Origin of the sequence: Mycobacterium pseudokansasii (assembly GCF_900566075.1) — a bacterium.
Lineage (GTDB): Bacteria > Actinomycetota > Actinomycetes > Mycobacteriales > Mycobacteriaceae > Mycobacterium > Mycobacterium pseudokansasii.
This window is the reverse complement of the sequence record NZ_UPHU01000001.1, coordinates 1,330,168-1,351,542: the sequence shown is the minus strand read 5'-3', so window position 1 is coordinate 1,351,542 and position 21,375 is coordinate 1,330,168. Positions and strand designations below refer to the sequence as shown.

At 67.6% G+C, this 21,375-nt stretch carries 13 protein-coding genes and 2 pseudogenes; 5 read left to right on the top strand and 10 right to left on the bottom strand.

The window, feature by feature from the left end:
• Positions 1–152: 152 nt before the first annotated feature.
• The 3 genes and pseudogenes from EET10_RS06190 to EET10_RS32170 form a co-directional block, all read right to left on the bottom strand.
• A complete protein-coding gene (locus tag EET10_RS06190; RefSeq protein ID WP_051490153.1) occupies positions 153–2,129 on the bottom strand; it encodes a PE domain-containing protein in 1,977 nt (658 codons plus the stop codon).
• Between the two features lie 205 nt (positions 2,130–2,334).
• Positions 2,335–3,252: a CE1 family esterase gene (locus EET10_RS06185; RefSeq protein ID WP_036398140.1), complete on the bottom strand. Its 918-nt coding sequence runs from the start codon at positions 3,250–3,252 to the stop codon at positions 2,335–2,337.
• Between the two features lie 51 nt (positions 3,253–3,303).
• A pseudogene (locus EET10_RS32170) lies at positions 3,304–4,094 on the bottom strand (MBL fold metallo-hydrolase).
• A 150-nt stretch (positions 4,095–4,244) separates the two neighbouring features.
• Here EET10_RS32170 and EET10_RS06175 point away from each other — a divergent pair.
• Both EET10_RS06175 and EET10_RS06170 read left to right on the top strand, forming a co-directional pair.
• The gene (locus EET10_RS06175) at positions 4,245–4,595 is read left to right on the top strand and encodes a DUF732 domain-containing protein (protein ID WP_051490154.1); all 351 of its coding nucleotides are present in this window, start codon (positions 4,245–4,247) and stop codon (positions 4,593–4,595) included.
• Between the two features lie 44 nt (positions 4,596–4,639).
• Positions 4,640–4,843: a hypothetical protein gene (locus EET10_RS06170; RefSeq protein WP_036398142.1), complete on the top strand. Its 204-nt coding sequence runs from the start codon at positions 4,640–4,642 to the stop codon at positions 4,841–4,843.
• Here the strand turns inward: EET10_RS06170 and EET10_RS06165 are convergent, their stop codons facing one another.
• From EET10_RS06165 to EET10_RS06155, 3 genes are all read right to left on the bottom strand, one after another.
• Positions 4,844–7,756 carry a sulfatase-like hydrolase/transferase gene (locus tag EET10_RS06165; protein ID WP_122501974.1) on the bottom strand — a complete coding sequence of 971 codons (2,913 nt, stop codon included), beginning with the start codon at positions 7,754–7,756 and terminating at the stop codon, positions 4,844–4,846.
• Positions 7,753–8,619 carry an RluA family pseudouridine synthase gene (locus EET10_RS06160; RefSeq protein WP_036398146.1) on the bottom strand — a complete coding sequence of 289 codons (867 nt, stop codon included), beginning with the start codon at positions 8,617–8,619 and terminating at the stop codon, positions 7,753–7,755. Before EET10_RS06160 ends, EET10_RS06165 begins: the two co-directional genes overlap by 4 nt.
• Positions 8,620–8,752: 133 nt before the next feature.
• Complete coding sequence (locus tag EET10_RS06155; RefSeq protein WP_036398148.1) at positions 8,753–9,766, bottom strand: magnesium transporter CorA family protein; 1,014 nt, start codon at positions 9,764–9,766, stop codon at positions 8,753–8,755.
• Between the two features lie 362 nt (positions 9,767–10,128).
• Between EET10_RS06155 and EET10_RS06150 the strand changes: the two genes are divergently transcribed.
• Positions 10,129–14,607: a cation-translocating P-type ATPase gene (locus tag EET10_RS06150; RefSeq protein ID WP_425461704.1), complete on the top strand. Its 4,479-nt coding sequence runs from the start codon at positions 10,129–10,131 to the stop codon at positions 14,605–14,607.
• A gap of 101 nt (positions 14,608–14,708) precedes the next feature.
• On the opposite strand, the pseudogene EET10_RS06145 reads toward EET10_RS06150, so the two are convergent.
• The 3 genes and pseudogenes from EET10_RS06145 to EET10_RS06135 form a co-directional block, all read right to left on the bottom strand.
• Positions 14,709–16,190, bottom strand: a pseudogene (locus tag EET10_RS06145) (glutamate synthase-related protein).
• Between the two features lie 12 nt (positions 16,191–16,202).
• Positions 16,203–17,954: a glycerol-3-phosphate dehydrogenase/oxidase gene (locus EET10_RS06140; RefSeq protein WP_063466817.1), complete on the bottom strand. Its 1,752-nt coding sequence runs from the start codon at positions 17,952–17,954 to the stop codon at positions 16,203–16,205.
• Between the two features lie 78 nt (positions 17,955–18,032).
• The gene (locus EET10_RS06135; protein ID WP_099188091.1) at positions 18,033–19,463 is read right to left on the bottom strand and encodes an NAD(P)H-quinone dehydrogenase; all 1,431 of its coding nucleotides are present in this window, start codon (positions 19,461–19,463) and stop codon (positions 18,033–18,035) included.
• A gap of 165 nt (positions 19,464–19,628) precedes the next feature.
• Here EET10_RS06135 and EET10_RS06130 point away from each other — a divergent pair, with 165 nt between their 5' ends.
• Positions 19,629–20,108 (top strand): gamma-glutamylcyclotransferase family protein, encoded by a 480-nt coding sequence (locus EET10_RS06130; protein ID WP_036398150.1) that lies wholly within the window; start codon positions 19,629–19,631, stop codon positions 20,106–20,108.
• A gap of 71 nt (positions 20,109–20,179) precedes the next feature.
• On the opposite strand, the gene EET10_RS06125 is transcribed toward EET10_RS06130, so the two are convergent.
• Complete coding sequence (locus EET10_RS06125; protein ID WP_167480132.1) at positions 20,180–20,827, bottom strand: DUF5134 domain-containing protein; 648 nt, start codon at positions 20,825–20,827, stop codon at positions 20,180–20,182.
• A gap of 198 nt (positions 20,828–21,025) precedes the next feature.
• Here EET10_RS06125 and EET10_RS06120 point away from each other — a divergent pair, with 198 nt between their 5' ends.
• A complete protein-coding gene (locus EET10_RS06120; protein WP_036398152.1) occupies positions 21,026–21,325 on the top strand; it encodes a DUF1490 family protein in 300 nt (99 codons plus the stop codon).
• Positions 21,326–21,375 lie beyond the last annotated feature (50 nt).

Sequence of the window (21,375 nt, the reverse complement as noted above, 5' to 3'; positions counted from 1 at the left end):
CGTGCCAAAAGACCTGCACAACGACTTGGGAACGGCCGAAAGCGCACGTGATGGCCCCGCCGATCGCCTTGGGCAGATCGTGCGTGCCGCCCGCCCAGGCGGCTCATCGCGACCGACACACATCCAGGCAGGCCGCGGCGCCTGCCCGCGGCCTAGCTGAGGAATGGGTTGAGAACCGGCGGGATGATTTGGTTGCCGGTCACACCGGTGAGCCGGACCCAGATCTGTGCGGGGATGTTAAGCGACTGGTAGACGGCGGCGCCGAGCCATGAAACGGGTAGCTGTAAGAAGCTGGGCACCGCGTCGACGATGTTTTGTATCGGGGAGTACACGAAGTAGGGAATCGTGGCCGCCACCGTGCGCGACCCCAGGCTCAGGTTGGTTGCGATGTCGGGATACCCCTGTCCGGCGAAATCGGCGCTGAGGACACTGAACAGGTTGGGGCCGGGATCAACGTAGGTGCCGTCGAAGTTGGCGGACGTCAGCGGCGCACCCTGCATATAGGGCAGCGGTGGAATGCCGAATTGATCCATGATCGTCGGCGTTGTGCTGACGATTTGCCACGAGTTGTTGATATAGCCGTCTCGCACATTATTGAAGGCCTGGTCGAAGATGAGGAATGTCGCTGTCTCACGGGGTGATTGGAAGCCATGGGTGAGGCTGAAATTTTGGGGCCCAATTTCACCGTGGTCGGTGACCACGAGCGTGGAGAACTGCTCGGTGGGGTTTGCGACCTCCCAGTCGGCTACCGCTCCCAACAGGCCTGAACCGCCCATATTCGTAGGAAGTTGCCGACCGAGGTTGTAGTCCATGTTCCGAATGGCGGCCTGGTACTGAGGCGAATCACCGCCATACATGTGCGCGTTTTCATCGACCCCTACGAAGTAGGAGAAGATGAGATTGCCTTTGGTTGGATCGGCGGCCAGAATCGCGGCCTGGGATTTCTGGCCGACCAGATTCTGCGTCGCTATCCAGTTCGTGTCGCCCGCGATCTGCGGGACGAATTCGATATAGTCGGCCGGGTACGAGCCGGCGCCGGCGATGTCGGTGATAACGGGCCAGTTGGCGATGACCGTGGTGTTGACCTGGTCGCCCCAGGTGCCCTCGAGCTGGTTGTACACGGTCGACCAGGTGTCGTAGGTCCACGGGGTGAAGACATTGTTGGTCACGCCGGCCGTCTCGCTCCACACACCGGTCTGGATCGTCGTCCACGAGGGGTTGGAGACGCTGGTGTGTCCGACGATCGTGGACGCGGAGGTGACGCTTTGCTGCATCAGCGCGTGGAAGTTCGGGGTGCCGGCGGGGTCGGCAAGGATCGCGGCCAGATTCGTGCCGTCCGTGCCGATCAGCAAGAAGTTCGTGTCTGGTGCCATCGAAAGCAGAGCAAGAGCCTGTGCTTGAGACACCGACAGCACCGCTGGATGCTCCCCGACGCTGCCGGTGGCTCCCGGGGCGCCGAAGAAGGACAACGCTCTTCCGCCCAACCCACCGGCCCCGGCCGCGATGGATCCGATGCCGAGCCCGCCGGTGCCGCCGGCACCGCCGTTGCCCAGCAACCAGCCACCCGTGCCGCCGGCTCCACCGGCCCCGCCTCCGATACCGCCGGTGCCGCCGACGCCACCGTTACCGATCCACCCGGCACTGCCGCCGGGCCCTCCCCGCTGGCCCACCGGACCCGACCCGCCGGTGCCGCCATTGCCCCAAAGAATCCCGCCGGCCCCACCGGGTTGCCCGCTGCCGGGCAGGGCGTCAAGACCGTCGCCGATCAACGGCCGCCCGAACAGGAAGTTCGTGGGCGCATTGATCACACCCAAAACATCGTCGACGAGGGTTTGCAGCAGGTTGACATTGGCCGCCTCCGCGGCCGCATATGCCCCGCTGGCGGCACTCAATGCCTGCACAAATTGCTCGTGAAACGCCACCGCCTGCGCACTGAGCGCCTGGTATTCGTTGGCGTAGCCGGAAAACAGCGATGTAATCGCGGCCGAAACTTCGTCAGCAGCAGCGGCCATCAGCGTGCTGGTCGGTGCCAATGCGGCCAGGTTCGCGGCCCGCACTGAGGAGGCGATACCCGCGGCATCCACGGCTGCTGTGGTCAACATGTCCGGTGCGGCGATCAGATACGACATTGTGGCCCTCCAACCCGGCAACGTGTTGACCCATCGGAAGATGTGATGCTGCCCATAATCGCACGATTCGGGCTCTTTTCCGAGTACTATTCCGCGGCGGCCGGCGTGGCGTTGGTGCCGAAGTCCTCGCAGGCGTCGCCGCTACGGTGGCCGATCGTGTGAGGTTGTGCCACAGGCAAATCCAACAAAGACGTGTCAGTAACCCTTAGGCCCGGCCGTGCGACACAAAGAACTGCACAATCGCTTGTGACCCGTCAAAGGCGCGCGTGGTGGCGCCGACGATCGTCTTGGGCAGATATTGCTTGCCGCCGGGCCAGGTGTGCCCGCCGTTGTCGATTCGATAGAAGATCACTTCGGTCCCGGCCGCGCATGACCGCGAGTCATAACGGCGTACCACGGTTCCATCGCCGACGTTGGGCAATTCGTCCATCGTGGGATCGCCCTGGCATCCGTCCACGGCGCGCCAGCGGTCGACCATGCCGGCAGCCGAGATGGCTTGGCTGGGACCGCCGCGGCCGCGCACTTTCCCGCCGTTGAACGGCACCACCGGATCCGCGGTGCCGTGCGCTTCCATCACCGAGACCGGCCGCGACGGATTGCAGGCCACACCCACGCCCAGCGTGCCGGCGATCGGCGCGATCGCGGCGAACACATCGGCGCGGTCGCACGCCAACCGGTTGGACATGAACCCTCCGTTGGACATTCCGGTGGCAAACACGTGGCCGGCGGGAAATGAAAACTCGCGTTGCAGCTTGCCCACCAACGCGACCAGAAAGCCGACGTCGTCGAGATGGCGGCGGTCCGCCGGCGAGGCTCCCCGCCCGTCGGCCCAGCTCTTGTCGTAGCCGTCGGGATAGACCACCAGCAGGTTGTTGGCGTCGGCAACGGAGTCGAAGGCTGAAAGACTCTGCTGTCCGGCGCCGGTGCCACCACCCCCGTGCAGGTTGAGCACCAACCCCACCGGCGCGCCCGGCGGCGAATGCACTATATAGGTCCGCTTCAGACCGCCAAACTGTAATGTTCCGGCCTGATCTCGAGAACGTGCCGCCGACACGTGCTGTTCTCCGCAGCCGGCCAGGCATGCCACGAGAACGAGCGACAAGAACCATCGCGCCCACGGCATGACGGCCAAGTTACCGATCGTCGCCGCGTTGCGGTTGGCGACCTCGGGAATTCACACGGTTATCGAGGCGCCGCGCTCCAACTCGATGATTCGGTCGGCCGGACCACGGTTCCCCATCTCGCGGTTGAAGTCCGCCAGGGGCGACGCGAAGACACCGCAGTCGTCGAAGTGGATGGGGATCAGCATCGGCAGCTCGAGCAGCTGCACCAAACCCGCGCCGTGGCGTCCGTCCAGGGTCACCGTCAGGCCGAAGGACAGGCCGCGGCCGGCCTTTCGGCCTGGTCCCGCACAGAGGCAGTACGCCGTGATCAATCGAATCGAAACGACGGCGAATCTTGTTGAGCTCCTCGACGAGCAAGGTGTCGCCGGAGACATACGGCCGGCGCAGCATCGAACGGTCGACGGATCTGAATTCGAGCATGGTGCCCATGACGGGCGGCAGCAGCCGATGAATTCCCGGCGGCGCATGTCGGCCGGGCAGCGACGTCACCATCAGCTTGACGCCGGCGTCGCTGATCGTGTGCTGCTGCCAGGTGAGCAGGCCGAATGCGTGCCGGAAGACGCGACGAGGTAGCCGTTTGGCGGCGTGCGGGGTGGCAGCGACGGGCAGTTCGTGATCGAGGCCCCGTCGCGCCACCCGGTCCCGGTGATCGCCGTGCATGTGCGACGGGACAATGGCGCCGATCGGCGGTAGTTGATCGATGCTCAACGCCGGCTCCCGCAGCCGCTTGGACACCAGCCCGTAGCCCAGGTTGGCGTGCGGTCAGCACCTGGCAGGCCAGCGGCGCCGTCAACGTTGCGGCGTTGCCGATGAACGTGACGGTGATTTCGGTAGCCTCCATCGCCGCCGACGACCCGAATGACCGCGGTTCAAGCAGCCCGAAATCCGCGTCCCCCAATTTGTCTCGGCATTGTGTGCGGCCGTAGGGTACGCAGTCGCGGCTCGACGTGCCGTCGCCGCGGCACCGTCTGTCAGATGGGAGTTTTCGGCCATGTTGACCGCTCATGGGCGCAACCTGGTGCGGTGGCGGTTAGCTGCCGGTGTTGTCCTGATGTCGGCGCTGGCCGGCTCGCTGAGCGCAGCCCCGATCGCGCATGCCGACGACACCGACGAAGCGTTCCTGTCATCCATCGGCTCGGTGGGCATCACCTATTCCTCGCCCGAGAACGCTGTCCAGGCCGGTCATTTGGTTTGCGGCCTGCTCGATCGGGGCAAGGCCAAGGTCGACATCGCCCGGTCGATAGTGGGCAAGGATTTCGGCGGCAACCCCATGGATGCCTGGCATGCCGGTTACTTCGTCGGCGCCGGCGTTGCAGCGTATTGCCCGCAGTACCGGGGCTAGACAGCACGTAGACTCCGGGTAACCACTACCAGGAAGAGCTCCGCATGATCAGCAAAATCCTGGCCGGCGTCGCGCTCGCGGCCGGTGCCGCCGTGTGGATCGCCGCGCCGGCCGGTGCTGACCCCGACCCGTTCGGCAATCTGGGCTGCAGCTGCCAGTCACCGGTTCAGGGCAATCCCGCAGACCAGCTCAACCAGGGAATTCAGCAGGGTCAATCCGATCTGGAAACTCTTCTGGCACAAGAATAATCAGCCCGCTGCGCCCTGTCCGACGGCTTGCACCGACGCGTGCTCGTGCAACGCCTTCTCCGACTCGGGATGGACGGGCTTGAGGTCGAAGATCACCTCTTTGACGGCTCCGGTGAACGCGTACGGCGCTTTGTCCTCGTAGTCGCGGTCGACCACCAGCCCGTTGTCGCGGCCGATGTCCATCCCGGCGTAGGACGTAAACGACAGGCTCACCGTTTGCGGCAGCCGACCCTCGCCGATCAACCGGTCGTCGGCCCACAACGTCACCTTGCCGCCGGAACCGACCACGGGCTGGTCGCTTTCGAACAGCATCCGCGCGGTGATGTCGCCGGTGGGCAGCGGCTCCGTCGACACCTGCCGATAGGTCTCGACGCCGAGGAAGGAGTAGGTGTGATGCAGCCGCTGCTCCTCGTCGACCCAGAGCGCGAACCCGCCCATGAAGTCGGCATTGGCGACGATCACGCCCTGCGCCCCGCTGTCGGGGATGTGCAGCCGTCCCTCGATCGCGTAGGAGCGGCCGAAGATGCGCGGGACCATGCCGCGCTGGATGTTCTGCACGTCTCCCTGGAAGGCGAAGCGGGTGGTGGTGGGCAGTGGCGGCAAATCACCGAACATCACGGCCAGCCCGCCCAGCAACGGCAGCACCCGGTTGCGTTCGGCTTCCTGCCACCACAGCTGCTGTAGTTCGGCGAGCTTGTCCGGATGCTCGGCCGCCAGGTTGTTGGCCTGGGAGAAGTCGTCGGGCAGGAAGTACAGCTCCCAGATGTCCTGTTCGGGGTCGTAATTCCCGGGCGCGAAGCGCTGCATCGTCTGCGGCGACAGGTCCCATGGCACCCGGTCCAGCCGAGCGCACGCCCACCAGCCGTCCCGGTAAATGGCGCGGCTGCCGAAGTTTTCGAAGTACTGCACGGTGTGGCGCTCTTCGGCGACCGGCCCCATGCTCGGGTCGAAGGTGTGCAGGAAACTGGTCCCGTCCATCGGCTCCTGCTCGACACCGTCGACACTCGTCGGCTCCGGTAAACCGATGGCCGCCAACACGGTTGGCGCAATATCGATACAATGGGTGAACTGGCTGCGCACCTGGCCGTCGGGCCGGATCCGGGCCGGCCAGGCCACCACCAGCGGATCGCGGGTGCCACCGAGGTGGCTGGCCATCTGCTTACCCCACTGGAACGGCGTGTTGTTGGCGTGCGCCCAGCCGCTCGCGAAATGCGGTGCGGTGAACTCGTCGCCGAGAGCTTCGATGCCGCCGTATTGCTCGATGAGCGCCAGCTGTTGATCGGCGTCGAGATCCAGGCCGTTGAGGAACGTCATCTCGTTGAACGAGCCGGTGTTGGTGCCCTCCATGCTGGCACCGTTGTCGCCCCAGATGTAGAAGACCAGCGTGTTGTCGGCCTCGCCGAGATCCTCGATGGCATCCAGCAGCCGGCCGACGTTCCAGTCCGCGTTCTCGGAGAACCCGGCGAACACCTCCATCTGCCGGGCGTAGAGCTTCTTTTGGGTGTCCGACAGGCTGTCCCACGCCGGGAACAGGTCGGGCCGCTCGGTCAGTTCGGTGTCCGGAGGAATGATTCCTAGCTGTTTCTGTCGTTCAAAAGTCTTCTGCCGGTATACATCCCAGCCCTCGTCGAATTGTCCGCGGTATTTGTCGGCCCACTCCTTGAACACGTGGTGCGGTGCGTGCGTGGCGCCGGTCGAGTAGTACAGCAGCCACGGCTTGGTGGCGTTCTGGGCCCGTACCGTGTGCAACCATTCGACGGCCTTGTCGGTGAGGTCGTCGGGGAAGAAGTAGGGCTTGCCGTGTTGTCCCTCCGGTATGCCGAGGACCGAGTTGTCCTGCGTGATGATCGGGTCGTACTGACCCGCGGCACCGCTGGGGAAACCCCAGAAATGGTCGAATCCCCAACCCAGCGGCCAGTTGTCGAACGGCCCGGATGCTCCCTGAACGTTGTCAGGAGTCAGATGCCACTTGCCGAATGCCGCGGTCACATAGCCGTTGTCGCGCAGGATCCGAGGCAGCGCGGCACAACTCTGCGGCTTGACCGTCGAATAGCCGGGAAACGGACCTGGGAATTCACACACCGATCCAAACCCCACCCGGTGATGGTTGCGTCCCGTCAGCAGCGCCGAGCGGGTCGGCGAGCACACCGCGGTGACATGGAAACGGTTGTAGGCCAACCCGTTCTGTGCCACCCGCGACAGTGTCGGCGTTCTGATGCCGCCGCCGAAGGTGTCCGGTCCGCCGAACCCGGCGTCGTCGATCAACACTACCAAGACATTGGGCGCATTGTCCGGCGCGCTCGGGCCGGGGACTATCGTCCAGTCGCCGACGGACTCTGCCATGGTGCGACCGATCGTGCCGCCGAAGCTGCGCTGCGGTATCGGCAGCTTCGTCCGGTCGGGGTTGAACTTGCCCATGGCTTCCTGCAAGGCCGCGCCCAAGCTTCGTAATGTCGAATGACTCAGCTCTGCAACCGATTTCATCGGCGAGCCGGCCAGGGTCTGCTCCACCGGCAGCCGGCCCGCCGCCGGTGTCACGACGATGATGACGGCGCTTCCCGCCGACAGCGCTTGCCCGATCTTGTCGGCCAGCCCGCTCGTGATCCGATGGTGGGCGAAGGTGCCGGCCACTGCTCCGGTCGCGGCGCCCACCAACCCAGCGGCCAGCAGCGCCGGCGAGAACAGCCCGACCGCCAAGCCGACACCCGCGCCCCATTTGGCGCCGCGGCGACCGAGACGATTCCCGGTGTCGAGCAGCACCGGATTGCCCTCGTCATCCTTGCCGATCAGCACCGCGCCCCGCAGCGGGACCGTCTTGGCGTTGGCCCGGCCGGTGAGGTTCTCGAAATCGTGCCGGGCCGAATCAATGTCCTGATACCCGGCGACGATGACCAGTGCATTGTCTTCACTCATGACCAGATTCCCTCTCGGCGGCTGATGAACTCACGGCGCGAGCCGGTGAGCGGATCGTCGAACTCGATGCGCTTCGCCAGCAGCTGCAGCGGCGAGCTGAAGTCATCGTCAACTTCGTGGAGCACCTTGGGGTACAGGGGATCTCCTATGATCGGCAACCCCAGTGACGCCATGTGCACCCGCAGCTGGTGGGTGCGGCCGGTACGCGGCGTCAGCCGGTACAGGCCCTTCGGTGAGATCAGCTCGACCAAGGTCTCCGCATTCGGCTCGCCGGGTTCGCAAACCGCCTGCAGCTGACCGCGACGCTTGACGATGCGGCTGCGGACCACCCGCGGCAGCGCCACGGCGGGGTCGACCGCGGCCCGGGCCAGGTAGGTCTTGTGCACCGCACCGCGTGCGAACAGCGTCTGATAGCGGCCGCGCAACGCGCGCTGCGTGGTGAACAGCAGCACCCCGGCGGTGAGCCGGTCCAGCCGATGCGCGGGGCTCAACTCGGGTAACCCGAGTTGACAGCGCAGCCGCACCAGCGCCGTCTGGGCGACGTGGCGCCCGCGCGGCATGGTCGCCAAGAAGTGCGGTTTGTCGACGACGACGATGTCGTCGTCCTGGTACAGAACCGGCATTTCGAAGGGCACCGGAACTTCGTCGGGCAGATCGCGATACAGGCGGATGAAGGACCCCGGCGGCAGCACCGTATTGCTATCGACCACCGCGCCGTCAGCGTCGCGGATTTCCCCGGCCAGTAGCTTTGCCCGAGCCGGCGCACCGAACCGGTGGGTCAGCTCGGCCAGCACCGGCCCGCCGTGCAGCCGCACCCGCGCCGGCCCCAGCGCGTCGCGAACGGCAAGCGATGCGGGCTTCAATGCGCTCCTCCTCGACGGCTGCCGGTCCATAACATTGCAGCCGGTCGCAGACTACCGATCCCGGCGCACTTGCGGGCCGGACTTGCCAGTCGGACTTGCGAACAACGGCGGCCAACTGTGCGGCCAACGAGATTCAAAGCCAGTCGCGACGCCTAAACGTCACATAGAGCACCACCATCAGGACGATGATCACGCTGGTGCTGACGATGAAGCCCGACAGGGAGCCGAAGCCGGGATAGGGGATGTTCTGGCCGTAATAGCCCGTGATCGCGGTCGGTACGGCAATGATCGCGGCCCAACCGGTCAGCTTCTTCATGACGGTGTTCAGCCGCGCGTCCTGCAGGGACAGATTGGTTTCGAAAATGGTTGTGACCATGTCACGCAACGACTCCGTCCATTCCGACACCCGAAGCACGTGGTCGTACAGGTCGGCGTAGAGCGGGTCGAGTTCGCGGGCAGCTTCGGCCTGCGGGGCCTGCAACCGGTGATGCTGGATGGAGTTGACGACCTCGCGCATCGGCAGCGCAACTCGCCGCAGGTTCACCAGGTCTCTGCGCAACTGGAACGTTCGGCGCTGAAAGTTCGCCTGACGTGAGTTGCCGTCGAACAGCTCGTCCTCGATGGCTTCGATGCAGTCGTCGAGCGCCTCCACCGCCGCGAAATGACTGTCGACCACGACATCGAGCAACCCGTGCACCAATGCGCCGACACCGTGGCGCTGACCGCCGATTTCCCGCCACTGTCGGGTGACCTGCCCCATGTCGAATTCCGGCGTCAGGCGCACCGTGATCAAACCCCGGGCAAGCACGAACGCCGAAATCCGGTGCATCGCCAGCATCGGCTGGGGATCGGCGCCGGCTCTAGCAACGGAGCAGACGGCAACGGCATAGACAGTGAAGAAGGTGTGGGTTTCGTACGCGGTGGCTTTGACACGTTCGGCTGCTGCCACGGCGTCTTCGACAGCCCAGGGGTTCAGGCCGAGTTCGGCCGCCAGCCCGCGCAATGTGTCGTGATCCGGGTCGCACAAGTCGACCCACACCAAGGTGTCGTCCTCGCTGAGGTAATCGGAGATCCGGTCGAACTCGAAGTCGTCCTGCGGCTCACCGGAACGCCATACGCAACCCCGGTTACTCGGCGCGAACTGCACCAGGTCATCTTGTCAGGCCACCCGCCACTACCGGTAAACCGTCCCCGGTGCGTCGACATGTCGTCGCCCGGAGTCGAAGCCAACACCACGACGCCGCCGGGCACGTTAGCCGTTTTACCCTGTCTCCCAACGTGACTGCCGCGCCGGTCGGCTCAGCGCGGCACCCGCCGACTTCGCAGGGAAGCGGGTGGGGCGAACCCGCTGCCCCCGCTCGCGTGTCAGTGCCCGTCAGTCTGACGTTCGGGCGTAACTTGACTCGACAGAATGCACGCGCCGATGTGGTGAGCCAAACGGGTGCCCGAACCGGTCTTTCGTTTCCGGCCGGCGTATTCGAGAATCGGTGCGAGGTGGGTGTGAACAAATTGATCGGCCCCGGTCGTCTGCCCGGCTTCGGCCTGGTGGCAGCGCCGCTGCGGGCTGCCGTGGCGGGCACCCGCAGGACCGTCACCGCCGGCGCCGCCGTTGCGGGCGCCGCGCTCAGCACCGTCCTGGCGGGAGGCAACCCGGCGGCGAACGTGGGCAGGTCGTTATCCATTGCAGCGCAAGATATTTCAAACTTGACACGCACGGCGGCGGGGGTCGCGGTCGAGGCGGTGGGTGGCCCGCCGGCCCGGCGCAGCTGCACCACCGGTCCGCGGTGCTGGGTCGAGGTTCGCGGCCTCGGCGATACGCACGCCGCCGCCATCACCACCGACGTGCTGACGGCGGTGCGAACGACGCCCGGTGTGCGCGAGGCCTTCCTGAACCGCACCATTGCGCGGCTGGTCGTCACCGTCGACCCCAACGGACCGTCGGCGGCCGAGCTCTGCCGGATCGTCGCCGACGCCGAACGGCGCCACGGCACCGGCGACACGCGCCGGCGTCCGGTGAGCCTGCCGGGCGACGACGCGCTGCTGATGGGACGGATGATCGCGGCCGCGGCGGCGACCGCGGCGCTGGGCCTTTCGCTGACCGGGAGCCTGCTGCGGCTGCCCAGGCTGCCCGATTTGGTGGCCGTACCGCCGACGCTGGCCGACCACCTGCCGCGACTACGGAAAGAGCTGGAACGGCGCCTCGGACCCGAGGGCACCGACGTCTTGTTCGGTGTCGTCAACGCCACCGCGGCCGCGCTGACGCTGTCACCGACGGCGGCGGCCGCCGAGGCCGGGACCCGCGCAATGCTGGTGGCCGAGGCCTGGACCGGTCGGCTCACCTGGCATCGCCACGAACCCGGGTTGGGCAGCCGGCCGGTGCCCGACGATGCCGCGTCGGCACCCAGGAGCATCCCGACCCCACCCGACGGGCCCGCGGAACGCTACGCCAACCGCACCGGTGCGGCCGGTATCGGCGCCGCCGCGGTGGTGGGCGTGCTGTCGCGCAACCTCGACATGGCCGGTGCCGCGGCGCTGACCGCCGTCCCGAAGCCGTTGCGCACCGTGCGGGAAGCATTCGGCTGCACGATGAGCAGCGGGCTGGCTGCGCGTCACGACGCGCTGGTGCTGCGTCCCGGTGCCTTGAGGACACTCGACCGGGTCGATGCGATCATGATCGACCCGCGGGCGTTCTACACCGACGATTTGATGGTCAGTCGCGTTCTGGGCGTTCCGGATTCGCAACGCACCCGGGCCTGGGAAGCGGTGCGGGCCGCGCTGGACGAGGCCGGGCTGACCCCCGGATGGCACGACGTGGCGGATATCCCCGGGGCCGGCGGCGGCACGGGCCAGGCGCTGATCAGCCCGGTGCGCGATCCGTTCGCCGCGGCGGTGCTCACCGAGGCGCGCCGGTCACACCCGCGGGTCTTCTCCCTCGATGACGACGGATTGCGTTCGCTGGCACAAGGATTCGACCAACTATATCCCCTGGACGGGTCGATCGACGACGCGGTGGCGGCGGCTGTCGCGGAACTGAAGGCCAGCGGCGCCACCGTGGCGTTGCTGACCACCTCGCAGATGCGGACCGCGCATCGGGCCGATGTCACGATCGGGGTGCAGCGGCACCGGCATCCTCCGCCGTGGGGCGCCGACGTTGTCGTTTCGGACCTGGCCGGCGCCTGGCGGGTACTGCATGCGATGCCCGCCGCGCGCGCCGCCACCGACAATGCGGTCCGGCTGTCGGCCTCGGCGTCGGCGATCGGCGCCCTGATGTTGATTCCCGGCGTACCGGGCCGCAGTTCGGCCTCGGTCAACGTCGGCATGGCCGCCAGCCTGTGGTTCGGATTCCGTTCGGCCGCAAAGGTTTTCCGCGAACCAGTGCCGGAGCCCGAAACCGTTCACGACTGGCACAGCCTGCCCGTCACCGAAGTACGGCGGCTGCTGCCCCGGCCTCCCGACGAACACCCGGCGCCAGCGTCCAGCCGCTGGCACAACCTGCCGCCGGTTCGCCTGCTGCAAGCCGCGGGGGCGAAGTCATGGCGACTCGTGCGCGATTTCGCGGAAGAGATGCGCTCCGACCTGTCCGACCCGATCACGCCGCTGCTGGCCACCGGCGCGCTGGCCAGCGCGCTGCTGGGCTCGCCGCTGGATGCGGTGCTGGTGGGTGGCGTGCTGCTGGTCAACGCGGGGCTGTCGGCCGAACAGCAGTTGCACGCTCAACGCGTCCTGAATCGCCTACTGGCCGTGCAGGATCCGTCCGCACGCCGGCTTACCGGCCCGCTCGATGAGCAGCGCCACGAAAAGGTGCCCGCCAAGCGGTTGCGCCCGGGCGACATCATCGAAGTCCATGCCGACGAGGTGATCCCCGCCGACGCCCGGCTGCTGCACGCGTCCGACGTCGAGGTCGACGAGTCCATGCTGACCGGAGAGTCGCTGCCGGTGGCCAAGCAGACCGAACCCACGCCCGGCGCCCCGCTGGCCGAACGGACCTGCATGCTCTATGCCGGCACCACGGTGGTTGCCGGCACGGCCGTGGCCGTGGTGACCGCGGTCGGTTCGCGCTCGGAGGTGCGCCGGGCACTGGCGATGGCGCCGAGGAAGTCGCAGGAGATCGGCCTGCAACGACAGCTGCGGCGGATCACCCGGCGGGCCTTGCCGTTCAGCGTGGCCGGCGGGGCTCTGGTCGGGTTGCTCAGTGTGGCGCGGGGCACGCCGCTGCGTGCGGCGGTGGGAAGCGCGGTCACGCTGATCGTCGCCGCCATTCCGGAGGGGCTGACCCTCGTGGTGACGCTGGCTCAGCTGGCCGCCGCGCGCCGGCTCACCGGAGAGTCGGTGCTGATCCGTAATGCCCACTCGATCGAGGCGCTGGCCCGGCTGAATGTGGTGTGCTTCGACAAGACCGGCACGCTGAGCGAGAACCGGCTCAGGGTCAAATCGGTACACCCGGTGACGGGCCATACTCCCGGACAGGTGCTGGATGCCGCGCTGAGCACGACCTATTCGAGGCACACCCACCGGGTGGAGCATGCCACCGACGATGCGATCAACCGGGCCGCCGCCGACCCCGCGCTTCGGGGCTCGCGGCCGCAACCGCGACGGACCCGGGACGCCTTCTTGCCGTTCCAATCCGGTCGCCCGTTCGCCGCCGCGCTGGTCGGCACCCGGCTGACCATCAAAGGCTCACCGGAGGTCCTCTCATCGGCGCTCGCCGGGCCCAGAGCCCGGATTGGCCCGTTGCGCAAGCAGATTGACGAGTTGGCGGCCAAGGGGTTGCGCGTGCTGGCGGTGGCCGAACGCCGCCTCAGCCGCGAGCAGGCCGCGGCCGCGGCGGCCGATCCCGATCTGCTGGAAAGCCTTTGCCTGTCCGGGCTCGTCCCGATCGGCTTGCTGGGGCTGGCCGATACCCCGCGGCCGATGGCCCGGTCCGTGCTGACGGCACTGGCCGACCGCGACATCGCGGTCCGGTTGATCACCGGCGACCACCCCACGACCGCGGCCGTGATCGCCCAGGAGCTGGGCATCGACGTCACCGTCGAGCAGGTGGTCACCGGCTCCGACTGGGAAGCGATGTCCGCCGACCAGCGCGCCGAGGCGGTCGTGTCGCGGCTGGTCTTCGCGCGGATGACCCCGGAGCACAAGATCGAGGTGGTGCAGACCCTGGAACGGGCCGGGCTGGTCACGGCGATGGTCGGCGACGGCGTCAACGATGCGGCGGCGATCCGGGCGGCCAGCGTCGGCATCGGGGTGGGCGCGCGCGGCAGCGACGCGGCCCGCACGGCCGCCGACGTGGTGCTGCTCGACGGGAAGATCGAGGCACTGCTGGACGCCCTCGACGAGGGCGAGCAGCTGTGGCGCCGCGTGCATTCGGCGGTATCGGTGCTGCTGGGCGGCAACCTCGGCGAGGTGTCCTTTGCGTTGATCACCACGATCCTGACCGGGCGTTCGGTGCTCAACGCCCGCCAGATGCTGTTGGTCAACATGCTGACCGACGCGCTGCCGGCCGCCGCCCTGGCCGTCAGCCCCCAGGCGGGAACCGCCGAGGTCGATCGCGGCGAGGCGGCGATGTGGCGCGCGATCGGCGTTCGTGGCGCTTCCACCACGATCGGCGCCATGCTGGCGTGGCTGCTGGCCAGCGCGACCGGCACCCAGCGCCGCGCAGCGACGGTGGCGTTGATCGGGCTGGTCGGCACGCAACTGGCCCAGACGCTGGCCGACTCACACAGCGCGCTGGTGGTGCTGACAACCGTCGGGTCCTTCGGCGCGCTGGCGGTGGTGGTGAGCACGCCCGGCCTCAGCCAGGTGTTCGGCTGCACCCCCGTGGGCCCGCTGGGCTGGGGTCAGGCGCTGCTGGCGGCCGCGGTGGCGGGCCTGGTCTCGGCGCTGGCACCCGACCTGCTCGTTCGCGCGTCCGAGCACGCCCGGCGGGTCATCGGCAGCACCGCCGACAGTGCGGCGTCAGTCGATGAGGCCGACTCTGTCGCGCGCGAGTAACCAGAACACCCCGGACCGGTGCGCCGAGATCGTCGACAGCGCGGGAAAGTTCGAGAACGGGCCACGCTGCCGTCGATCGCGGTGACGCAGTGCAGCCGCCGTCAGCCGGTCATGAGCTCCGTGATCGCTTCGACGTCGGCCGGCCCGAGCAGCCCCCAGTCGGGCTTGTAGTCGAACAACTCGTCGACCTGCATGGTCTGCAGGTCGACGTCGAGCAGTTCGATGGCATCCAGGGGCACCAAGGCGGGGTGCACGTGGCCGCAGGCGCGGGCCAGGTAGAGCAGCTCGAAGCGCAGGGTGGTCCAGATAGTTGGCGCAGCGCACCGACTTCAACGCCGGATCGAGGCCATGCTGCAGCCATGCCGACTGGGTGGCCGCCCCGGATGGGCAGCGGCCGGTGTGGCAGCGCTGGGCCTGGATACACCCGATGGCGAACATCGCAGTCCGGCCGACGTTGACCATGTCGCAACCCATGGCTTGCCCGAACCGATGAACACCACGTCGTGGTGCAGGCCCGCTTCGGCAAAAGCCCGGTAGACCCTGGGAAATGCCCACTTGAAGGGCGCGCCACGTGGTCGCTGAACACCAGCGGCGCCGCGCCGGTGCCGCCCTCCCCGCCGTCGACGGTCACGAAGTCGACACCGCGTCCGGTATGGGCCATGCGCGCGGCCAGTTGCGGCCAGAACGCCCCGTCGCCGACCGCCGACTTGATGCCCACCGGAAGACCGGTCCGCGCGGCGATGGCCTGGACGAGCTCGAGCAGCCCGTCGACGTCGTGGAATGCGGAATGCCCGGCGGGACTGCGGCAGTCCACCCCGGCCGGAATGCCGCGGATAGCCGCGATTTCCGGAGTCACCTTGCCGCCGGGGAGCCTGCCGCCCAGACCCGGCTTGGCGCCCTGACTGAACTTGATTTCGAGGCCCGGATCGACGGCGTGGCGGCCACCGGGTCGATCAACCGAGGCAGGCTGAAGGTGCCGTCGTCGTTGCGGCAGCCGAAGTACCCGGTGCCGATCTGCCAGACCAGGTCGCCGCCGTTGAGGTGGTACGGCGATATCCCGCCCTCCCCGGTGGTCTGCAGGGCACCGGCTATGGCCGCACCTTTGTTCAGCGCGGTGATGGCCGCGCCGCCCAGTGACCCGAAGCTCATCCCGGAGACGTTGACCAACGACGAGGGCCGGAATGCCTTGGCCCGGCCCCGCGCGCCGCCGAACACCTTGGCCGCGCCGGCAGCGGCACCGCCGCATCGGGGTGACCCAGGTCGCCGTCGGGGGCCGACACCGGGAACGTCGCGTGCTTGATGATCGGGTAGTTGTAGGCGCGTTCCAGATCGTTGTCGCTGCCGAACCCGAAATACCGGTTGCTCAATGTCGACGACGTGTAGACCCAGCGCCGTTGGTCACGGCTGAAGGGCCGCTCCGCGTTGTTGTCGGTGACGATGTACTGGCGCAGCTCGGGCCCCACGGCTTCGAGAAGGAACCGTAGATGGCCGATAATCGGATAGTTACGCAGGATGGTGTGCCGGCGCTGCACCAGGTCCCAGCCCACGGCACCGGCCGGGCTGCCGCCGATTACGGCGGCCAGGGATGTGCACTCTCAATTGAGTGGCACCGGTTCGAGGATCTCGGCCCGCGCTTCGGGTGCGCTGGCCCGCAACATGTCCGCCGACACGTCGTCGGGCTGCGCTTGCGAGAGCACCTCGGCTTCCACTCGGGCCTTGTAGTTGGCGACCTCACGCTCGATGTCCGCGGCGGACCAGCCCAGTACCGGTGCGATGATGTCGGCCACCTCCCGGGCGCAGTCCACACCGCGGTGCGGATATTCGATGGAGATCCGCATCCGCCGGGCCAGCACGTCCTCGAGATGCAGGGCCGCCTCGGCGGTGACGGCGTAGAGGGCTTCGACTCGCAGGTAGCCGGGCGCCTCTTTGATCGGGCTGAGCAGGCCGGGGTCGTCGGCCGCCAACGCCAGCACCTCGTTGATCAGCGAACCGTAGCGATCCAGCAGATGACGCACCCGGTACGGGTGCAGACCGTGCATCGCGCCGACGTGTTCGACCTGGTTGACCAGCGCGAAGTAGCCGTCGGCTCCGAGCAGGCTCACCTTCTGGGTGATCGACGGCGCGACCCGGGCCGGAATGAACTGCACGGCAGTGTCGATCGCGTCGGCGGCCATCACCCGGTAGGTGGTGTACTTGCCGCCGGCAATGGCTACCAGTCCCGCTGCCGGCACTGCCACGGCGTGCTCCCGGGACAGCTTCGAGGTTTCCTCGCTTTCCCCGGCAAGCAGTGGACGCAGCCCGGCGTACACGCCGTCGATGTCGGCGTGCGTCAACGGGGTGGCCAGCACGGTGTTGACGGTGCCCAGGATGTAATCGATGTCGACCTTGGTGGCCGCCGGATGGGCCAGGTCAAGATTCCAGTCGGTGTCGGTGGTCCCGATGATCCAGTGGCTGCCCCACGGGATGATGAACATGACCGACTTCTCGGTGCGCAGGATCATCGCCACGTCGCTGACAATCCGGTCCCGCGGGACCACCACGTGCACACCCTTGGACGCGCGCACCTGAAAACGTCCGCGCTGCTTGGACAACGCCTGGATCTCGTCGGTCCAGACCCCGGTGGCGTTGACCACGACGTGGCCGCGGACCTCCTTGATCGAACCGTCCTCGGAGTCGCGAACCCGCACGCCGGTCACCCGGTCGCCCTCGCGCAGCAGCGCCACCACCTGAGTGGAGCAGCGCACGACTGCGCCGTACTGGGCCGCGGTGCGCGCGACCGTCATGGTGTGGCGGGCATCATCGACGACGGTGTCGTAGTAGCGGATACCGCCGATCAGGGAGGTCCGCTTCAACCCCGGGCACAACCGCAGTGCCCCGGCCCGGGTCAGATGCTTTTGCGCCGGAACCGATTTGGCGCCGCCCAGCCGGTCGTAGAGGAAGATTCCCGCGGCGATGTAGGGACGTTCCCACCACCGTTTGGTCAGCGGAAACAGGAACGGCAGCGGCTTGACCAGGTGCGGCGCCAACCGGGTCAGCGACAGCTCACGCTCGAAGAGCGCCTCGCGCACCAGGCCGAATTCCAACTGCTCGAGGTAACGCAGTCCGCCGTGGAACATCTTCGACGATCGGCTCGACGTGCCGGAGGCCAAGTCACGGGCCTCCACCAAGGCCACCTTGAGACCGCGGGTGGCAGCATCCAGCGCGCAACCGGAACCCACGACGCCGCCGCCGATGACGACCACGTCGAATTGCTCGGCACCGAGCCGCTCCCAGGCCGACGCGCGTTGCTGCGGTCCCAGCGTCCCAGCGGGCTGCTCGCTCTGCGGTTCGCTGATTGGGTTGCTCACGGAAAGGGACTCCTGTCGATTACTGGTCGGTAGCGTTGCTCCACAAGGCTAGTTCCTGGGGCGTCGCGGGGCTGGCCTTCAGTCGAGATCGTCGTGGGCCATCAGGCGGCGAGCGGCCTCGGTGATCGAGCCCGACAACGACGGGTACACGGCCAGCGTCTGCGCCAGCTCGTTGACCGTGATGCGGTTCTGCACGGCCACCGCGATCGGCAGGATCAGCTCCGAGGCGATCGGTGCCACCACCACGCCGCCGATCACCACGCCGGTGGTGCGCCGGCAGAAGATCTTCACGAAGCCTTGCCGCAAACCCGACATCTTCGCCCGGGCGTTGGTCCGCAACGGCAGCATGATGGTCCGCGCGGTCACCGACCCGTCATCGATCGCCGACTGCGGCACGCCAACCGCGGCGATCTCGGGCCTGGTGAACACCGTCGCCGCCACCGTACGCAACCGAATCGGGCTGACGCCTTCGCCCAGCGCGTGATACATCGCGATCCGGCCCTGCATGGCGGCGACCGAGGCCAGCGGCAGCAGGCCGGTGCAGTCGCCGGCGGCATAGATGCCGGGCACCGACGTCCGCGACACCCGGTCCACGGTCAGGTAATTGCCGGGCCCCAGTTCGATGCCGACCCGTTCCAGGCCCAGGCCGCCGGTGTTGGGCACCGACCCGATGGTCATCAGGGCGTGGCTGCCGTCGACGGTGCGGCCGTCGGTCATGGTGACCAATACGCCGGTGTCGGTACGGGTCACCGATTCGGCCCGGGCGTTCTTGACCAGCCGGACTCCGCGTTCGGCGAACGACTCCTCCAGGACCAGCGCCGCGTCGGCGTCCTCGTACGGCAGCACCCGGTCCCGGCTGGCCACCACGGTGACCTGCACACCGAACTCGGTGTAGGCGTGGACGAACTCCGCGCCGGTGACTCCCGAGCCCACCACGATCAGGTGCTGCGGCAGCGCCTCCAGGTCGTAGAGCTGACGCCAGGTCAAGATGCGTTCACCGTCCGGCCGGGCCGAGGGCAGTTCCCGCGGGCTGGCCCCGGTGGCGATCAGCACCACGTCGGCGTCGTGCTCGCTGCTGACGGGGCCGTCCGGCCCCGAATCGGAATGGGTCGCCTTGACCCGATGGCGGGCCAGGCCCGGGGTGGGGTCGATCAGTTCGGCCCGGCCGGCGATCACGCGCACGCCCATGCCCAGCAGTTGGGCGGTGATGTCGGCCGACTGCTCGGCGGCCAGTGCCTTGACCCGGGCATGGATCTGCGGCAGCGAGATTTTCGCGTCGTCGATGTCGATGTCGAAGCCCAGGCGCTGCGCTCGGCGCAGCTCGGTGCGCAGGCCGGTGGATGCGATGAATGTCTTGGACGGCACACAGTCGTCCAGCACGGCGGCCCCACCGATGCCGTCGGAATCGATGACGGTGACTTGGACTGATTCGGGGTGCGCGGTGGCTGCGACGATAGCGGCCTCGTAGCCGGCCGGGCCGCCGCCGATGATCACGATACGAGTCACCACAGGCCTAACCTAGCCCGGTCACCCGGCACTTCACGAGCAGGCCGCAGCGCGGCGCGGGCGCTACCGCGGCCCGGCGCGCCGCAGCACCGGGTGAGGGCTGCATCACACCCGCCTCGGACCCTCGAGTAGCCGCCATCCATACAGCCGACGTTTAAGCTTTCTCCCGTGCCGCTCTACGCCGCCTACGGGTCGAACATGGATCCCGAGCAGATGCTCAAGCGAGCACCCCACTCACCGATGGCCGGAACCGGCTGGCTGAACGGCTGGCGGCTGACCTTCGGCGGTGAGGACCTCGGCTGGGACGGGGCATTGGCCACCGTCGTCGAGGACCCGGATTCCAGGGTGTTCGTCGTGCTCTACGACATGACGCCCGCCGACGAGAAGAACCTGGATCGCTGGGAGGGCTCCGAGTTCGGCGTCCACAAGAAGATCCGATGCCGCGTGGAGCGGTTGTCGTCGGACACCACCACCGACCCGGTCCTGGCGTGGCTGTACGTGCTCGACGCCTGGGAAGGTGGGCTGCCGTCGGCACGGTATCTGGGGGTGATGGCCGACGCCGCCGAAATCGCCGGCGCTCCGGCCGATTATGTGCATGACCTGCGCACCCGTCCGGCCCGCAATATCGGTCCGGGGACGATGACCTGACCCGTGCCGGGTGGGCTGGCCCCGCCGCGATCGGCATCGCGGCAGGCATCGCGACCGGCCGCTGGTATCGGTTACCGCATGACGCCGAACATCAGGGCTGTGCCGACAGCGGCGAAGGCCTGGGACAGCAGTCCCAACTCGGTAAGAGGGCCGGCGCCAGCCGACCGGCCGGCTCGCCGCGCGCCGAAGTAACGCCATAGCCAGAGCATGGCGGCGACCGCGAACCCCAGGGTCACGATCCAGTTCGCCGTCGCGATCCACGCTCCGGTCTGCGGCATCTGCGCCGCGGGCATCGACCCTCCGGCGATATGTGTCGGCGCCGAACCCGCCAGCATGTGGTCTGGTGAATGATCGCTGTGGCCCGCCGGGCTGCCGTTTATCAGCGTGTACATCCATGCCATGGCGATCATCATCGTGGCGTTGTAGCAGTTGGCTATTCGGTCGCCGAGGGCGCAGCGTCGCCCGCCCGCCACGAGTACGAACCAGCCAGCCGCCAGGAGAAAGAAGACAATCGGCACCAGGCTGTGGGAGGCTGGACGGATCCGCCAGGCCATGGCGATCATGGCCGCCGACATCGACAGGTGCAGCAGGTGGTCAACTGCGCGGGTCCAGCGAAGATCCCGGGTGCCGAAGAGGTAGACCTCCGCTACGATGCTGACGCCGAAGATCATCGCGACCGCCCAGCGCAGTGCCGAGTCGTTCAGCACGGCGGCAGACATCGCGGCGCCGGGAACGCCTTGCGCGGCGTGGCCGGCAGCGGCTGAGTCGCGTGACCGGATTCGTCCGGACCACAAGTGAAATCGCCGCGGTTGCATTCTGTGGACTTGCCGTGAAAGAAGCCGACTGCCATGCCAGTACCCTACCGGGGTAGTGTAGCTTTGCAAGCTGGCACGCACGATAGGAAAGGTTCGTTCAAAATGGTTTCATGGCATGGGCTCTTGGCGAAATCCGTACCCACGTTGGTGACCGGCGTGGTAGGAGCGGCGGCTTATGAGGTGCTGCGTAAGACGGCGGTGAAGGTGCCGCTGCGGGAGGCGACGGTCGCCACCACGGCGTGGGGACTGCGTGGTCTGCGCACCGCAGAACGCAAAGCCCAGCAGGGCTCCGAGCAGGCTCGACTGACGCTGGCCGATGTGATTGCGGAGGCGAAAGAGCGTATCGGAGAAGATGTTTCACTGTCACAGGTAGCAGGCGGATGCCATGACCACGATCGCTGAGCTGCGCCCCGACGCCGATGTCGAGCTGACCGTCGTATCCAATGCGTCGG